Consider the following 16,980-nt stretch of genomic DNA (forward strand, 5'->3'; position numbering starts at 1 on the left):
AAGCACCCCACTTGTTTTATGGCTTTACTTCCGGGACATTGTTTTTCTTTATTCGACGATCAAGCGTCTGTTTTCCACTATGTCGCCCCGCATGTAGCGCAAAATATAAATTCCCGGCGACAAAGCAGACACATCCACTGCTTCTTCCTGCCATCCTTGTTTTGTCTTGAGGCTTCGTTGCCACACCACTCTTCCGCTTAATTCATATAAGGCTGCTTCGGCTGTTTGTCCGTCCGTGTCGCCATAGTGCCGCAACATGAATTGTCCCCGTGCCGGATTCGGGTACACCTCCACTGTCAAGGGCTGTTCAAGCATTTGCTGTGGTCCGGCTGCCTCTCTTGCCGAAGCACAAGACCAATTGGCACGCCATCCCCACGAAACGCCTGAACCATTCGATACAAACTTGAAGGTGATGGCACCGCCCGAAGAAACCACTCTGCCCGGTGAGTTCGTGCCTGTATAAGCACCCATTAAGGGGGCGGTCACGTCGGCACCATCTAAAATGTAAAGGTAATCACCCGAAGCCAATCCAAAGCTATAAAAGTCAACAACGACAGGCGTACTACCCGGCGGATCGATGGTGTAGATATAATTCTCGCTGTTGCCATAGTTACCACTACTACCGCCTGTGTCGGTGAAAGTGCCGCTACAGGCAGTGACTACTGTATGACTCTGCGCTGTGGCAAAATAAGAGCTCGCTGAAAAAGTAGAACTACTCGCGTCGCAATTGGCACGCACTTGCCATTCATACATCTTGCCCGGCTGCAATCCGGTCAATATCATGTAATTATTGTCATTAGCCGTTGCTGTGCTCCAAGCACTTGCCCCTTGAATGCGGTAGCGCACAGTGAAGCTATCACCACTGCCATTCCATGAGAGCTTCGCCCGGTTCGTCCCTATTTGCGTGGCAGCTAAACCGGAGGGCACTTGGCAGCTTTCACAACTCCAGGCTGCACGCCATCCCCACGAAACACCCGATGCATTCGACAAAAATTTAAAGGTAACAGGACCATCATTCCGAATCACCCCCGGCGAGTTAGTTCCCGTATAGGCACCAATCATGGGGGCTGTTATGTCTGTTCCGTCGAAAACATACAAATAATCACCCGACGCCAAGCTGAAGCTGTAAAAATCGATGACAAGCCCGGTTGCTCCTGCCGGATTAATTGTAAAAATATAATGCTCGTTATTGCCGTAATTACCGCTGCTACCACCTGTATCGGTGAAAGTACCATTGCAAGCCGTAGTTGTTTGATGGCTGCTTGCGGTAGAAAGCAAAGCGGTGTAGCTATAACTGCCGGCACTGCCATTGGAACACTTGGCAGCAACCTGCCATTCATAAGTTTTCCCCTGTTGCAAGCCACTCAGACGCAAAGAGGTGGCAGTGGTGCCACGGCTTACCCATGTGCTTGTGCCTTTTACGCGGTACCGCACAACATAAGATGCCGCCCCACTGACAGCCTGCCATGAAAGCGTCGCAGCAGTAGTAGAAATACCGCTTGCGCCCAAAGAAGAGGGTTTAGCCAAATTACACGCAGGCGCGCTACCACCATTGATAAGGTCATAATATTTGTACCAGTTCCAATGAATGCCCGGATCGGTGTGCGTTTGCGACGAAAAGTGCTGATGCCCCTTGATACGATAAGCAGAAGAAAGCACCACTATGCCACTGTGTGAAGGACCCCGGTAACAAGAGGTAGGGCTGATGCCACGTCTCGAACAAATATTTTTCACCAAATTGGCAGATGCCCGGTACATGGCATCTGTGTACCAAGCCGGATTGCTGATGTAACCTTCATGCTCAATGCCGATGGTATAGTGATTATGGTAGGCTACGTGCCATGCCTTGTTGTATTCACGGACCATCTGCGTAATTTGCCCGTCAGAAGAACGAATCACATAGTGTGCCGACACCCTTGCCGAAGGATTTTGAAACCAAGAGATAGCACCGGCATAAGACCCTTGAGTAGTATGAATGGTTACGGCGCTAATGGCTGTCCCATTGCGCGACGAATAATTCGACGAACTTGCAGGCACCCAACGGGCATAAGGATAGTCGGTTGTTCGTGCCTCTTCGCCATCGCGTACATAAGAAGCCTCTCCATCAGTGATGACAAACTTACCGGTCTTCTCTTCATAAATCAAAACTTCCGGTGAAGACAAGATACGCAGGTTGTCACTCCCAAATATCTTTTCCATATTTATTTTTACCCCCTGCGTACGCAACTGCCCGGCACTCACGCCTTGCTCCAAGATGCGGTACACCTCATATAGCTGCAAATCCTGCGCATAACGGTTCAACGTATTATTAGCGGGAATTTCGGACAACTCTCTCAACACCGGCGCAAAGCCTTCATAACCATGCGCTTTATAGCGCACTGCTTGCTTAGACAAAAAAGCAGCCATCGTAAGAATCTGCAAGCGTGGGCTCCGCAAAAACTTCTTTTCGCTAATACCCACCTCTCTACAAACTATCGAAAGGGTGTTTCTGAAATACCCTTTTCCGTCTTTCACCAAGGCAAAAATCCCATAACGCGGTGGTTGATGTACATGTTCATCCGGCAACTTTAAGGGTTGCAGGTTCTCCATACGACTTGCGGCATACGCCATACTCTCCAAAATACCCTTCGGCAAATCAGGGTATTTTGCGTAAGCTTCTTCAAAGAAGGGCGCCCAATGGCTTGCTTCTTTTTGTGCAAACCCTGTGCCTGCACTTGCAAACACTATGCACAAACTCAACAGATAGGTAAAAACTCTCATAAGCATACTTGTTTTTATTTTATAATGCAATTTTATATATTTTTTTAAAAAAAAATAAAACAAATCAAAAAATTAAAATACTATTTAATAATGTTTTACAAAAACACTTCAATACAAAAAATTACGTAATTTGATTTCGATAATATTATAAATAAAAATCAACAACTGTTTATTAACTTTGCACAAACAGCCACTTTATCATGCTTCGCTTCGCCTTTTCTACTCTGTCGCTTACTTTTTTGGCAGCTCTATTCGTGGGGCTGTATATGCATTACCGTCTGCAGGACCTGCTGTTTGCCGGGAAAGACGTTGCCCCGGTGGCACCTCCCGCCGGAATAGAGTATCAGGAAATACAATTTCTCAACCCAAAAGAAAAGCTGTACGGCTGGATAGTGCCCGCACCTGCCCCCAGCCGCCGCTGGCTTCTTTACTTTGCAGATGGCAGGCATTCGTTCATGCATCCCGAGACCTACCGGCGCCTTTCGATATGGCGCAAACTGTCGTTTAATGTGCTGGTTTTTGATTATAACGGTTACGGACTAAGCGAAGGCGAGCCAAGCGAAGCTGCTTTTTACGAAGCGGCAAGGCAAGCCTATTATTTTCTGCTGAACAACACCGACGCCCAAGCACCTCAAATCGTGCTTTATGGCGAAGGAATTGGTGCAAGCGTAGCTTTGCAGTTAAGCGCTCAGGGCATGGCAGCAGGTGCCCTTATTTTAGACAACCCCATTTATTCGATCAAGCAGCTTATAGACGACCTGCACCCTTTCATGCCCACAGGGCTGTACGGAAAATTCCGGAAAGGGGGCGTGCCGTTCAACAGCGCTCATTACCTCAACCGAAGCTCTACGCCCAAACTCTTTCTGGTTTGTGAAGGACATTTGCATGTTCCGGCATGGCACGGCCTGCAACTTTATGAAGAAAACATGGGACCCGGTCACAAACTGCACCGTTTCCCGGGCGACGAAGCAAGCATGCTTGAACAACACGCTGCCACTTATCAAAGAGTCATCAGCCGTTTTTTGGACAACCTGCAACTTTAAGCAATGATGGAAGGAGTTCTTTGGGGAATTTTGATTCCCTACTGTGCGCTGTTGCTATGGATAATACAAGCATACCGCCACAACAGACGCCTTTCAAACGACCTTGCCATGGAAGCGCTTCCGCTCGATGAAACGGACAGTGTGTCGGTGGTGGTAGCCATGCGTAATGAATCAAGCAACATAGAAACACTTTTGGACTGTCTGGCACGGCAGACCCTCTCCCCACGTTATTGGGAGCTATGCCTGGTCGATGATCATTCAACCGACGGCAGCAAGACAATAGCCGAGAACTGGGCAAGGCGACACCCCGGGCTGTCTGTGAAGGTGCTGACATTGCCCGCCTCCATGCACGGAAAAAAAGCCGCCATTACCTACGGCATTCAACACAGCCGGCACCCTTTTATTTGCTGCACCGATGCCGACTGCCGCCCTTCAGCACGCTGGTTGGAACTGATGACAAAGCATCGAAAAAAAAACAAACTTGCTTTTATAGGCGGGCTTGTGCGGCTTCACCCTGCCAACCGGCTTGTAGAACGCTTGCAAAGCCTTGAAATGATAGCGCTGACAGGCACCGGTGCCGCCCTCCTGCAACGCCGCATTCCGGGCATGTGCAACGGTGCCAATCTGGCTTTCGAGCAAGCAGCCTTTTGGCAAGTGGGCGGTTACGAAGGCAATGAACATATACCCACCGGCGACGATGAGTTTTTGTTGCAAAAGATAGCCCGCCTGCCGGGCAAGCCCGTTGGTTTTCTGAGCCACCCGGAAGCGGTGGTATATACCCATCCCTGCCATGACTGGTACGGCTGGATAGAACAGCGCAAGCGGTGGATTAGTAAATGGAAGTATCATCAAAGCGGCATGCATAAGCTGCTGGGGGCATACATAGGCTTGCTTTACCTTGCTTGGCTTGCAGCTACTGCTGCTTTGATTTTAAATGGCTATGGTATTGTTCATTTCGCGGCGCAGTGCGCTGTTAAGTTTTCTTTTGAATTTGTATTTTTGTATGCATTATCAAAACCACACCGCCAAGCGGTGCGCTTGTTAGACGTACTGCTCTTATTTTTGGTGTACCCTTTCTATGCGGCTTATTTCGTGTGGGTGGGCAGTCGCACAAGCAGTTATACATGGAAAGACAGAAGAGTGAAAGTATGACAACCATAGAATTTGACCTGCTCGACGAGCTTTATTTTCTTGTAGATTTCGAGCACTTGCTGCGCGAAACGCCTTATCAAGAGCATGAGATACGCGATGCCCTCGAGCAAATGATAATAAAAGGATGGGTACGTTGCTACCATCCTTCGCAAGAGGAAATCATCACCGAGCTAAGCCGGTTCAGGCAAGAATACCGGAAGTATCGTTATCTTGCCAGTAAAGAAGGGCTGTTGGCTCATAACCTATAATGGCTTCTATGACAACGCAAACACAGAACAATACATATCCAACGACCACGCCGCCCCAAGGTCCTTTCTCTCAGTTTTTTTCACGCCTGAAAAAAGACTTCAAGGCTGTCAGCAGCCTTGTGGTCATCGGGCTGTCGGTACTGATTGCCCTGTTGGGCTACCTTATTGCACCGGATTCCACGCCCAATGCCAATGATGGCAGCGTACAAATCAAGCTTTTACCGCCGGGGAGCAGTGTGCGCCTTATCAAGCGGCACCGGCACGTGAAAGTAGAGCAGCAGAACTGGTTCAAACGCATGCTCTTTGGGCAAGAATCGCCGTATGCCATCATCCCCGTAGATTCCTTTTACATAGAAGGATGGTATGTGCATTACATCCCCTACCATGCGAGTAACGGGCGCAGGCACTCCATTGAAAAAATGCATCTTTTGAACGCTACTCAAGCCCTTTTTATCGGAGATAGTCCCAAATTGGATGCGTTTCTCAAATCTGACGAAGGAAAGAACTGCCAAAAGAGCGATGAAGGCAATTTTGTTATATGTGGCAACCAAGCCTATTACCTCGATAGCCACGAGCAGCTACAAACAATTACGCTGCAAGAGGTACAACAGTTATTTGAAGCGAAGCAAGTAGAAGAGCGCTTCTTTTTATTGGGAACCGATCGCCAAGGGCGCGACGTATTGAGCCGGCTCATTATTGGATTCCGCATCTCGCTTTTCGTAGGTGCCTTCGCCGTGCTCATTGCACTGTTGGTAGGCGTAAGCTTGGGTTCAATTGCCGGCTTCTTTGGTGGTCGGATAGACCGCGTCATCGTATGGTTTATGACCGTTGTTTGGTCTATCCCCAGCATCATGCTGGTTATTGCCATCAGTTTGGCGTTGCAGTCAAAGAGCCTGTGGGTTACCTTTTTGGCAGTGGGTCTTACCAACTGGGTAGAAGTGGCAAGGGTCGTGCGCGGGCAAATCATGGCGCTCAAAAAAGCACCGTACATAGAAGCCGCGCGCGCTATAGGCGCCCCCCGCCGTCATATATTACTGCGCCACATGCTGCCCAACGTGCTGGGCGCCATCGTGGTGCAAGCCAGTGCCAACTTCGCCTATGCCATCTTGATAGAGGCGGGGCTTAGTTTCCTTGGCTTGGGCGTGCAGCCCCCTACGCCTTCTTGGGGGATGATGGTCAATGAAGGATATGAGGTCATCGGGCTTTCAGCCAGCTCCACGGGCTCGCACCTGTTATGGGCGCCCAGCTTCTGTATTTTCATTACTGTGCTGGCTTTTAACCTATTGGGCAACGCCATGCGCGATGCCATCGACCCCAAATCCAACACTCAATATCAGTGGTAAAAACGAAGGTGAAAGACAAACAAGATATTGCACTGAAAGCACTCTTAGAGGTAACACAGGCAATCAATGCCAACCTCAACGAGGAGCAATTATACCGCATTTATCAATTCACCTTACAGGGCTATCTGCACTTTTCAAAAGCAGCCCTTTATGCATGGGAAGCACCGGACCAGTGCCTGCGCAAAATACCACAAAGCCAACGCAGCCAACTGCCCATGAGCATGGACGAAACATGCCGGCAGCTGTTGGCCGACATACACACTCCGGTGCGGGTAGCACAAACCCAACTGCCTTCTATCTTTAAAGTCTATGATTGGGTAGTGCCGGTCATACATCAGAACAAGGCGCTTGCACATGTATTTCTGGGTACGTATGGCGAAGAAGAAATAGATTTGGAATTCGTGCAAACGCTAAGCAACATTGTGCTGGTGGCCATTGAAAACAAGCGCTTGGTTCGCAAACAAATAGAGCAAGAAGCCCTTCAAAGGGAGCTGGCACTGGCGCAAAAGGTGCAACGCATGCTTTTGCCTTCAAAAATTGCCCACCAAGACAAGTTCGCCTTGGCCGTTTTTTACCAGCCACACCGCAACGTAGGAGGCGATTTTTACGATATCATAGGCATCAACGAAGAGGAGATGCTACTATGCATTGCCGATGTATCGGGCAAGGGGCTGGGTGCCGCCTTGATGATGGCCAACTTTCAAGCGTCGCTACGCGCCATTGTAAAAAACACCTACCACCTGCCCGACATCATTCATCAGCTCAATGAGTTGGTTTACGAAAACATACAAGGCGAAAACTTTATTACCGTTTTTCTGGCACACTACCACTTTGGAAAAAAGCAAATGTCCTACATCAATGCCGGCCATCATCCGCCTTTTTTGTATAGTGCCGGTCGACCGGTGCAGCGTCTGTCGCGTGGCAGTACCGTATTGGGCTGCTTTTGTCCTCTGCCTTTTTTGGAAGTATCCACCATAGAAAAAGTAGAGAAAGCGCTCTTGCTTGCCTACACCGACGGGCTGGTAGAGTTGCACAATGCGCAATCGGAGCAGTATGGCATAGAAAAGCTGGAGCAATTTATTCAGCGCCACCACCATTTGCCGGTAGATGACTTTGTCAATGCGCTCTTGGACGATGTACATAGATTCTGCAGCAACCCGCTTCCGCACGACGACTGCACCATTTTATGTTGCCGTTTTTTCTAAATAAAATTGCTTTTTATGCGCTTTTTTTCCTATCTTGACCCAAAAGAAGAAATAAACTAAGAAATCCAAAAGCTTACTCTTATGGAAAAGAAGGAAATATTGAAAACCATCAATTTGCTTACCGAAACCACCTTAGATATTTCTGAAATTACCGCATTGGTAAAAGAAGGTTGGCATTTAAAAGACATCAGTGTTAACGTGGAAGAAACCGACGGTAAAAAATTGTTATACATGACCTATATTTTGGTAAAGAAATAATCAAGCCCCGGGCTGTGTGGGGATGCCATATCAGGCAAAAAATAAAGAAAGGGGAGCACCAAAGCTCCCCTTTTTTGCTTCCTGTGGGTCAGAAAAGCTTTTTAAGCATTCATATCTGCGGTTTCTTCATAGGCACTCACAGGCAGGCAGCTGCACACCAGGTTGCGGTCGCCATATGCATTATCGACACGGCGCACCGGCACCCAGAATTTGCGTTGGCGCAAATACGGCAAAGGATAGGCTGCTTTTTCACGGCTATAAGGATAGCTCCATTCCGAAGCAGTGAGCATGGCGGCAGTATGGGGTGCGTTTTTAAGCACGTTGTTGTCTTTGGGGTACTCGCCACGCTCTATTTCGGCAATCTCTTCGCGTATAGCCAAGAGAGCGTCGCAGAAACGATCCAGCTCGGCTTTGCTCTCACTTTCGGTAGGTTCAATCATAAGCGTGCCGGGTACGGGGAAAGATACCGTGGGCGCATGAAAACCATAATCCATCAAACGCTTGGCAATATCTTCCACCTCGATGCCCACCTTTTTAAACGCCCGGCAGTCTATAATCATCTCGTGCGCCACTCTTCCCTTTTCGTTCGTATAGAGCACGGGATAGGCTTTTTCCAGCCGTGCCTTGATGTAGTTGGCATGCAAGATGGCGGCCTTCGTAGCTTCGGTAAGCCCTTCGGCGCCCATCATGGCAATATAAGCGTAAGAGATGGGCAAGATGCTGGCACTGCCAAAAGGCGCTGCGGCTACGGCATGGATCCCTTCGGCATGCTTTTCGCCGCCCATCACATGGTTGGGCAAGAAGGGTGCCAAGTGTTTTTTCACGGCAATGGGTCCCATGCCGGGTCCACCGCCACCATGAGGAATACAGAAGGTTTTATGCAAATTCAGGTGGCATACGTCAGCCCCAATAATGGCCGGATTGGTCAGCCCTACTTGGGCATTCATGTTGGCACCGTCCATATATACCTGCCCTCCGTATTGGTGGATAATATCGCATACTTCCTGCACCGACTCTTCGAATACGCCGTGTGTGGAAGGATAAGTAATCATCAGGCAAGCCAAATCGTTGGCATATTGCCGGGCTTTGGCTTTCAGGTCTTCCACATCTATGTTGCCACGTGCATCGGTTTTGACCACCACCACTTTCATGCCTGCCAACACGGCACTGGCCGGGTTGGTACCATGAGCAGAAGCAGGAATGAGTGCTACATGACGGTGTCCTTCGCCTTTCGACTTCAAATAAGCCCGGATGACCATCAAACCGGTATATTCGCCTTGTGCACCGGAGTTGGGCTGCATGGAAATAGCATCAAAGCCGGTAATGGTGCACAACCACTGCGACAAGCGCTCTATCATCAGACGATAGCCTTCGGCTTGCGAAGCAGGCGCAAAAGGATGCATATTTGCCCACTCGGGCCAGGTAACAGGCAGCATCTCGGTGGTGGCATTCAGCTTCATGGTGCAGCTGCCCAGCGAAATCATGGAATGCACCAGCGAAAGGTCTTTTTCTTCCAGAGAGCGGATATAACGCAGCATTTCATGCTCGGTGTGATGGGTATTGAACACCGGGTGCTGCAAGTAATCTACCGGGCGCACCAGAGCGGCGGGTAAAGCGCAGGGGGCTGCTTCGGGCAAGCTTAACGCTACCGCTCCGCCATTTGCTTCATTGAAAACAGCCACCAGGTCTTCAAGGTCTTGCGGGGTGACCGTCTCATCTATCGACAAGCGCACGAAGTCCGCTCCGTAATGCAAGTTGATTTCGCGCTTCTCGGCCGCCGCACGCACGGCTTCGGGCTTGTCGCAAAGGATAGTCAAGGTATCGAAGTAGGTATTGTTGCGCAAACGGAAGCCGGCTTTTTGCAAAGCTTCTGCAAGGAGTGCGGTCATACCGTGTACGCGCTCAGCAATGCGGCGTAAGCCTTGGGGACCATGATACACGGCATACATGCTTGCCATGACTGCCAGCAACACCTGCGACGTACAGATATTCGAAGTAGCCCGTTCACGGCGAATATGCTGCTCCCGGGTTTGAAGCGCCATACGCAAAGCAGGCTTGCCGTCGGCATCTTTCGAGACACCGATGATGCGCCCCGGTATGTTACGCTTATACATTTCTTTAGTTGCAAAATAAGCGGCATGCGGTCCACCAAAGCCCATGGGCACACCAAAACGCTGAGTAGAGCCTACGGCCACTTCCGCCCCCATGGCAGCCGGTGATTTCAACAAACACAGACTCAAAATATCGGCAGCTACCACACAACGCGTACCATGGGCGTGCGCTTTCTCAAAAAGAGAGGTATAGTCTATCACTTCGCCTTCGGCATTGGGGTATTGCACCAGCATACCGAAATAGTCGGCGTTTTCCCAGTCAATGCCCGCTTCATCGTCGATGACCAGCTCAATGCCCAGAGGCTCGGCCCGTGTCAGCAACACATCGATGGTGTGCGGAAAACAATGCTTCGACACAAAGAAACGGTTGCGGTGCTCTTGTTCTTTGGGGCGTGTTTGATAAAGCATGTTCATGGCTTCGGCAGCGGCAGTAGCCTCGTCCAGCAAAGAAGCGTTGGCCAGCTCCATGCCGGTCAGGTCGGCTACCATGGTTTGAAAATTGAGCAGCGCTTCCAAACGCCCTTGAGCAATTTCCGCCTGATAGGGCGTGTAAGCCGTGTACCAGGCGGGATTTTCAAGTATATTTCGTAAGATAACCGAAGGAGTCACCGTGCCGTAATATCCCATGCCTATATAGGAACGATGCACTTTGTTTTTTTGCGCCAGTGCCTTGAATTCTTCCAAGAATTGGCGTTCATCTACTGCACCGGGCAACGGCATGGGCTGCTGCAAGCGTATAGACTGCGGAATGGTTTGAGCAATCAGTTCATCGACGGACGCCACACCAATGGTATGAAGCATTTCCTTTTGTTCTGTCGCGTCGGAACCTATGTGACGCTCAACAAAAGGCGTGGGACGGAACCAGGTTTGTTTCATGTTCTTTGGGATTAAAGAGACCTTTTTTGCAAAGATGACCCAAAGTTAAAGACTTTTGTTTAAAAAAATAGTATGCAATACGAAGGGCTGCCCTTTGGCAAAAAGGCAGCCGCCTCGAAGAGCATCAAAGAACAAGGCGGGGCGTTAGTTAAATTGCAGTTCCTTTTGGGGCAAGTCGGCCGGAATACGGAACAAATCGGCAGGCAAGGCGCGCGGTTCTACATCTTCGGCTTCTATGATGACTCTATAATGGCGCTGCAGCACCACTATACGTAAAGGGATAGACTGTGTAATAGCAAACACACGGTCTTGTGAATTGGTATGGTGACGGGCAAAAGCAGCGGCATTGACTTTCAGCTCCGGTGCAAAAAAATACATCTTGCCCAAAACCTCGGGACTGCTTCCCACTGTTTTCACCTTCATCATCAACAGATGGCAGGTGTAGCCCAACAAATAATCTTTTTCTTCCTTGACAGGATAGACCTCCACCACTTCTTCCGTGGGCATGGTGGCGGCATGCCAATACACCGTGTCGCGCTTGATGAATTTAAAATACAAACGCGCTTGTTGCGGATCATATATTTGCCATTCGATGGAAGTACCGCGGGGCTCAATGCGATACCTGCCTTCTTTGTTTATGTAAAAATTGCCCCCTTCACCATACAAGGCGGTGACTTCCCACTCGTTGGCCAAAGTGTCTTTGATTTCTATAAAATGACGGTAACGCACCACGCCTTCAAAAAAATCGTCTTGTGCAAAAGCAGTTGAGCAGCACACGCATACCAAAAGCAAAGAAAAGAAAAGCAGCGTTCGTTTCATGATGGCTGTTATTTTTATGCATTATGTACGCAAGATACGCATTCAGGTTTACATAAGGACACACGTCCGTCGTCTGCCGCGGGCTTTGTGTTCGCTCAACATTCAATATCTTTGTTTAGTTAAACGAAAGATACCTGCCGCTTAGAAAAGAGACTATGGACGTTTTAGAAAAACACTTGCAACAAGACATTATCGTAAAAGGTGCAGCAGAGCATAATTTAAAGAAAGTAGATGTGCGCATCCCGCGCAATAGCTTCACGGTCATCAGCGGTTTGTCGGGCTCGGGAAAGTCCTCCCTTGCTTTTGACACCCTCTTTGCCGAAGGGCAGCGCATGTACGTGGAAAGCCTCAGTGCCTATGTGCGTCAGTTTTTGGGGCGCATGGAAAAACCACAAGTAGAGGCCATTCACGGGCTGTCGCCTGCCATTGCCATCGAACAGAAAACAGGCAGCCGTAACAGCCGCTCCACCGTGGGCACCGTCACCGAAATTTACGACTATTTAAAGTTGCTTTTTGCCCGTATCGGACGCACTTTTTCGCCTGTCTCGGGGCGCGAAGTGAAGCGCGATACCGTGCAAGATGTGGTGGATTTCATTTTACGCCAAGCCGAAGGCACCAAGCTATACATACTGGCGCCCATCCGCAAACCCGAAGACAGAAGCTGGGAAGAAGAGCTGCGTATCATATTGCAAAAAGGATTTTCCCGCATTTTCTACGAAAACGAAATACAAGACATCAGCGAGCTGCTGCAAAAGCCTAAAGAAATCAAATTCAAGAAACGCAGCCCGGTATATCTGCTCATCGACCGAATAGCCTTGCGCCATCGTGAAGACGAAACCCTCTATTACCGCTTGAGCGACTCGGTGCAGACCGCCTTCTTTGAAGGGCATGACGAATGCTATGTGTTGCTGCTGCCCAACGATATGCACCACTTCTCCGATAAATTCGAGCTGGACGGCATGACTTTCGAAGAGCCGAGTGTGGCTTTGTTTAGCTTCAACAACCCCTATGGCGCATGCCCTACCTGTGAAGGCTTTGGCACCACCTTGGGCATCTCCGAAGAGCTGGTTATCCCCGACCCCGCGCTTTCTGTTTACAGCGATGCGGTAGCCCCTTGGCGCACCCCACGCATGAGCGAATGGAAACAGGCGTTTATCAAGCAGGCGCACCGCTACGGCTTCCCCATACACAAACCGTATGAAGAGCTCACCCCCCAAGAAAAAGACTTGCTGTGGTACGGCAAAGGGGAATTGCAAGGCATTTATGCTTTCTTTGATTACATAGCTTCCCAAGCACACAAGATACAGTACCGCGTATTTTTGTCGCGCTATCGTGGACGCACCATTTGCCCGGACTGCCGCGGCACCCGCATTCGCAAGGAAGCCGGCTATGTAAAAATACAAGGCACTTCCATTCAAGAGCTGGTATTGATGCCTATAGACAAGGTGGCGGACTTTTTCCGCAGCCTGCAGCTCAACACGCACGAGCAGCAAATTGCCCGCCGCCTGCTGATTGAAATACAGAACCGCTTGCATTACATGCAAGAGGTAGGCTTGGGCTATTTGACCCTCAACCGGGCAGCCAACACCCTCTCGGGGGGCGAATACCAGCGCATGCGCTTGGCTACTTCGTTGGGCAGTGCGCTCGTGGGCTCTTTGTATATCCTTGACGAGCCAAGCATAGGGCTTCACCCGCGCGACACCCACCGCCTGGTAGGCGTACTGAAAAAGCTGCGCGACACAGGCAACACAGTCATTGTGGTGGAACACGAAGAAGAGGTGATTCGCGCTGCCGACTACCTCATTGACATGGGACCCGAAGCCGGCAGCGGTGGTGGCGAAGTGGTCTTTCAAGGAAAAATAGAAGAAGCAGACGCCCAAGCCATACAACGCTCTTATACCCTGCGTTACTTGAACGGGCACATGCAAATCCCCACTCCTGCCCTGCGGCGCCCCTGGACCCAAAGCCTGCGTATCGTAGGGGCTGCCCAACACAATCTCAAAAAAATAGACGTGACCATTCCCCTGGGCGTGCTTACGGTCATTGCCGGCGTTTCGGGCTCGGGCAAATCCACCCTGGTGAAGCGTATTCTTTACCCTGCCTTGGCGCGTCGCCTCGATTTAAAGGTGGAAGAAGAGAGTGGCAAGTTCAAAGCCCTCGAAGGGGACCTGTCTGTAATCAAAGACGTGCAGTTTATCGATCAACGCCCCATGGGGCGCTCTTCCCGCTCCAACCCGGTTACCTACATCAAAGCCTATGATGCCATTCGTGAGCTGTATGCATCACAAGCACTTGCCAAGGCACGGGGCTACAAAGCCGGCACCTTTTCCTTCAACATAGAGGGGGGGCGCTGCGAAAACTGTCAGGGCGAAGGCGAAATATGCATTGAAATGCAGTTTATGGCTGACATACACATTACCTGCGAAGTATGTGGTGGCAAGCGTTTCAAGCAGGAAGTGCTCGAGGTAGAATACCAAGGGAAAAATATTGCCGAGGTGCTCGACATGACCGTGGAAGAAGCCCTGCACTTTTTCGCCAAAGAGAAAAAGATAGCACAAAAGCTGGAGTTGCTTCACGAGGTAGGCTTAGGCTACGTGCGCTTGGGACAGCCGGCCTCTACCCTTTCCGGCGGTGAAGCCCAGCGCCTCAAACTGGCTACCTTCCTGGACGGGGGCGGCAGCCACAAAGGGCATACGCTCTTCATCTTCGATGAGCCCACCACCGGCTTGCATATCCACGACATACAAAAACTGTTGAAAGCACTGCAGGCACTCATCGAGCAGGGCAACAGCGTGCTGATTATCGAACACAACATGGAAGTCATCAAATCGGCCGACTGGCTCATAGAATTAGGTCCTGAGGGAGGCGAACAAGGCGGTTATCTTTTATACGAAGGCAAGCCCGAAGGCTTGTTGGAAATAAGCAACAGCCCTACCGCCCCATTTTTGAAAAACCATTTACAAGTATGAAAACAAGCGGCGTTTATCTTTCGGGGCTCTGCTGCGAAGAAGCCCCCTATCTTTTTGACCAAACAGACATTTTGACGTTTATGCTGCGCGAAACGCAGGCCGGCGAAGTGCTGCAACGTCATCTGAAAATACTTTACCGTGCTTCGGGCATCCGCCGGCGTGGCTCTTTCCTGCCCGACTTCGGCATGCTGCAGCCTGCTTTCTTCTCTACCCGTCCGCCCATCGATGCCCGCATGCAGCGCTATTTCGAAGCGGTCTTGCCTGTTGCCAAGCAAGCCGCCATCCGCAGCCTTGCACAAAGCGGGCTTGAAACCCAAGACATCACCCACCTCATCACCGTAAGCTGCACGGGCATGGCGGCACCGGGCTTGGATTTGCAACTGATGAAAACCCTTGCCTTACCGGCACATACACAACGCACGGCTGTGCACTTTATGGGCTGCTATGCTGCTTTTCACGCCTGGCGCCTGGCAAAAGCCATTGCACAGCAATCGCCACGGCATCGCGTGCTCATTGTCGATGCCGAGTTTTGCTCTTTGCATTTCACCCCCTCGACCGAACCGGACCACTTGCTTGCCAATGCCCTTTTTGCCGATGGTGTAGCTGCCTGTGTCGTATCGGCTTGTCCCGGGCATGCGCAAGCCGAGCTGCTCAATTTTCAAAGCTTGTATCTGCCACAGGGCGAAGACGACATGGCCTGGCACATCGGGCAAGACAGCTTTTTGATGCGCCTGAGTACTTATGTGCCCAAACTGGTTGAGTCAGGCATCCCTGCCCTGCTGCAGCTGTACGACAAGCACTCACAAGCAAACATTGAGCATTGGGCTATCCACCCCGGCGGGAAGCGTATTCTGCAGGCAGTTGAAAAAGCGCTCGGTTTACCGCCTGCTGCCCTGGCCGTCAGCTACGAAGTATTGCGTAATTACGGGAACATGTCTTCGGTTACCATCTTCTTTGTACTGCAACAGCTGTTGCAAAAACAAGCCCGTGGATATTGCTGGGCTGCCGGTTTTGGTCCGGGACTGACGCTCGAAAGTGCCCTTTTGCGCTTGCTTTAACGTCTGCTTTTTTATGGCAAGCAGATTGCTTTTTGTCATCTCGAATAAAGCGAAGTAAAGCCTGCCATTTCGAACAAAGTGTAAGCGTGGTGAGAAATCTCATCAAAGTAGCGCCCCTTGTCATGTCGAACGAAGTGAGACATCTCGTCAAGCCAAGTCTCTTTTTTGTACAATAGATTTCTCGCTTGCGCTCGAAACGGCAAACATGTATCAATACAGCTCATCCAGCGAGCTATACAAATACTTGTTCACCGCATGATAACAGCTCATGCCGCACAAAAGCATACCAAAGAGCACCAAGCCGCCCCCCAGAAAAGCCAACAGGCGCTCATCCATGAGCATTTGCATTTCCGGTACCTGGCTTATGAAATATTGCAAAAGCCCATATACCAAAGCAGCGGCCAACACCCCACCGGTAGCCCCTATCAACATGGCATTGCGCACAAAAGGACGGCGCACAAAAGCGTCGGTTGCCCCTACCAGCTGCATGCTTCGAATCAGCAGGCGCTGGGAAAAGAGAGCCAAACGAATGGTGCTGTGTATCAATATCACCACCGTGATGGTCAAAAACAAAGCCAACGAAGACAATACAAAACTGATGGTCGCTATATTACGATTGATGGTGCCGGTGATGGTTTGCGGATAAGACACTTCAAACACACCGCTTATCTTTTCCAAGTCGCCGGCTATTTTTTTGAGCTTTTGCTCATCATAAAACCCCGGTTTGATGCGTAACACATAAGAGTCTTTCAAGGGATTTTCCCCCAATATCTCCGTGAAGTCTTTGCCCAGCTCGCTGATAAGCTCTTTTGCCGCTTCTTGCTTGGAAATGAAGCGGATACTATTGGCATCCACATAATTTTTTGCCGCAATGATTTTTTCTATTTTTTGTCTTTCTGCTTCATCCACACTGCTGTTCAAAAAGACCTGCACTTCTATGTTTTGTGCCACCAGTTCGGCCAAACGTTTGGCTTGCAAGATGATGGCGCCCAGCAGACCCAATACGAACAAGGCAACGGTGACGCTCAGCAGCACGTTCAAAAAAGGGAAGCTGCCCAATCGCTTCTTTTTGTATTTAATTTCTTTTACAGCCATAGGAAAACACTATCTATCCCCAAAGATAAAAATATATTGTTTT

12 protein-coding genes are annotated in these 16,980 nt (G+C 50.0%); 8 read left to right on the plus strand and 4 right to left on the minus strand.

The window, feature by feature from the left end:
- Window positions 1–48: 48 nt before the first annotated feature.
- Window positions 49–2,766 (minus strand): N-acetylmuramoyl-L-alanine amidase, encoded by a 2,718-nt coding sequence (locus QVE43_RS02535; RefSeq protein WP_288004139.1) that lies wholly within the window; start codon window positions 2,764–2,766, stop codon window positions 49–51.
- Window positions 2,767–2,960: 194 nt separating this feature from the next.
- Between QVE43_RS02535 and QVE43_RS02540 the strand changes: the two genes are divergently transcribed.
- From QVE43_RS02540 to QVE43_RS02565, 6 genes are all read left to right on the plus strand, one after another.
- Window positions 2,961–3,803, plus strand: coding sequence for an alpha/beta hydrolase (locus QVE43_RS02540; protein WP_288004140.1), 843 nt, complete (start codon window positions 2,961–2,963; stop codon window positions 3,801–3,803).
- A 3-nt stretch (window positions 3,804–3,806) separates the two neighbouring features.
- On the plus strand, window positions 3,807–4,955 hold the full coding sequence (locus QVE43_RS02545; protein WP_288004141.1) for a glycosyltransferase: 1,149 nt from the start codon (window positions 3,807–3,809) through the stop codon (window positions 4,953–4,955).
- On the plus strand, window positions 4,952–5,203 hold the full coding sequence (locus QVE43_RS02550; RefSeq protein ID WP_038029272.1) for a hypothetical protein: 252 nt from the start codon (window positions 4,952–4,954) through the stop codon (window positions 5,201–5,203). The genes QVE43_RS02545 and QVE43_RS02550 overlap by 4 nt, the downstream gene beginning before the upstream one ends.
- Window positions 5,204–5,211: 8 nt before the next feature.
- Window positions 5,212–6,546, plus strand: coding sequence for an ABC transporter permease (locus tag QVE43_RS02555; RefSeq protein ID WP_288004142.1), 1,335 nt, complete (start codon window positions 5,212–5,214; stop codon window positions 6,544–6,546).
- An 8-nt stretch (window positions 6,547–6,554) separates the two neighbouring features.
- Window positions 6,555–7,751, plus strand: a complete 1,197-nt coding sequence (locus QVE43_RS02560) for a GAF domain-containing SpoIIE family protein phosphatase (protein ID WP_288004143.1) — start codon at window positions 6,555–6,557, stop codon at window positions 7,749–7,751.
- 81 nt (window positions 7,752–7,832) lie between these two features.
- The gene (locus tag QVE43_RS02565; protein WP_288004144.1) at window positions 7,833–8,009 is read left to right on the plus strand and encodes a hypothetical protein; all 177 of its coding nucleotides are present in this window, start codon (window positions 7,833–7,835) and stop codon (window positions 8,007–8,009) included.
- Window positions 8,010–8,110: 101 nt separating this feature from the next.
- Here QVE43_RS02565 and gcvP read toward each other — a convergent pair whose 3' ends face one another.
- The gene (gene gcvP / locus QVE43_RS02570; protein ID WP_288004145.1) at window positions 8,111–10,996 is read right to left on the minus strand and encodes an aminomethyl-transferring glycine dehydrogenase; all 2,886 of its coding nucleotides are present in this window, start codon (window positions 10,994–10,996) and stop codon (window positions 8,111–8,113) included.
- Between the two features lie 144 nt (window positions 10,997–11,140).
- Window positions 11,141–11,815, minus strand: coding sequence for a hypothetical protein (locus tag QVE43_RS02575; protein ID WP_038029265.1), 675 nt, complete (start codon window positions 11,813–11,815; stop codon window positions 11,141–11,143).
- A 155-nt stretch (window positions 11,816–11,970) separates the two neighbouring features.
- Here QVE43_RS02575 and uvrA point away from each other — a divergent pair, with 155 nt between their 5' ends.
- Together uvrA and QVE43_RS02585 are read left to right on the plus strand one after the other, a co-directional pair.
- Window positions 11,971–14,784 (plus strand): excinuclease ABC subunit UvrA, encoded by a 2,814-nt coding sequence (gene uvrA / locus QVE43_RS02580; RefSeq protein ID WP_288004146.1) that lies wholly within the window; start codon window positions 11,971–11,973, stop codon window positions 14,782–14,784.
- Complete coding sequence (locus QVE43_RS02585) at window positions 14,781–15,842, plus strand: type III polyketide synthase (RefSeq protein WP_288004147.1); 1,062 nt, start codon at window positions 14,781–14,783, stop codon at window positions 15,840–15,842. Before uvrA ends, QVE43_RS02585 begins: the two co-directional genes overlap by 4 nt.
- Before the next feature lie 210 nt (window positions 15,843–16,052).
- Here QVE43_RS02585 and QVE43_RS02590 read toward each other — a convergent pair whose 3' ends face one another.
- Window positions 16,053–16,937 carry an ABC transporter permease gene (locus QVE43_RS02590; RefSeq protein ID WP_288004148.1) on the minus strand — a complete coding sequence of 295 codons (885 nt, stop codon included), beginning with the start codon at window positions 16,935–16,937 and terminating at the stop codon, window positions 16,053–16,055.
- Between the last annotated feature and the right edge of the window lie 43 nt (window positions 16,938–16,980).

This window comes from Thermonema sp. (assembly GCF_026003375.1).
GTDB lineage: Bacteria > Bacteroidota > Bacteroidia > Cytophagales > Thermonemataceae > Thermonema > Thermonema rossianum.

Bases quoted from the DNA above. Each gene is read 5' to 3' on its own strand.
- QVE43_RS02565 (WP_288004144.1), top strand. From the start codon at position 7,833: ATGGAAAAGAAGGAAATATTGAAAACCATCAATTTGCTTACCGAAACC.
- uvrA (WP_288004146.1), top strand. From the start codon at position 11,971: ATGGACGTTTTAGAAAAACACTTGCAACAAGACATTATCGTAAAAGGT.
- QVE43_RS02540 (WP_288004140.1), top strand. From the start codon at position 2,961: ATGCTTCGCTTCGCCTTTTCTACTCTGTCGCTTACTTTTTTGGCAGCT.
- QVE43_RS02585 (WP_288004147.1), top strand. From the start codon at position 14,781: ATGAAAACAAGCGGCGTTTATCTTTCGGGGCTCTGCTGCGAAGAAGCC.
- QVE43_RS02555 (WP_288004142.1), top strand. From the start codon at position 5,212: ATGACAACGCAAACACAGAACAATACATATCCAACGACCACGCCGCCC.
- QVE43_RS02575 (WP_038029265.1), bottom strand. From the start codon at position 11,815: ATGAAACGAACGCTGCTTTTCTTTTCTTTGCTTTTGGTATGCGTGTGC.
- QVE43_RS02535 (WP_288004139.1), bottom strand. From the start codon at position 2,766: ATGCTTATGAGAGTTTTTACCTATCTGTTGAGTTTGTGCATAGTGTTT.
- QVE43_RS02545 (WP_288004141.1), top strand. From the start codon at position 3,807: ATGATGGAAGGAGTTCTTTGGGGAATTTTGATTCCCTACTGTGCGCTG.
- gcvP (WP_288004145.1), bottom strand. From the start codon at position 10,996: ATGAAACAAACCTGGTTCCGTCCCACGCCTTTTGTTGAGCGTCACATA.
- QVE43_RS02550 (WP_038029272.1), top strand. From the start codon at position 4,952: ATGACAACCATAGAATTTGACCTGCTCGACGAGCTTTATTTTCTTGTA.
- QVE43_RS02590 (WP_288004148.1), bottom strand. From the start codon at position 16,937: ATGGCTGTAAAAGAAATTAAATACAAAAAGAAGCGATTGGGCAGCTTC.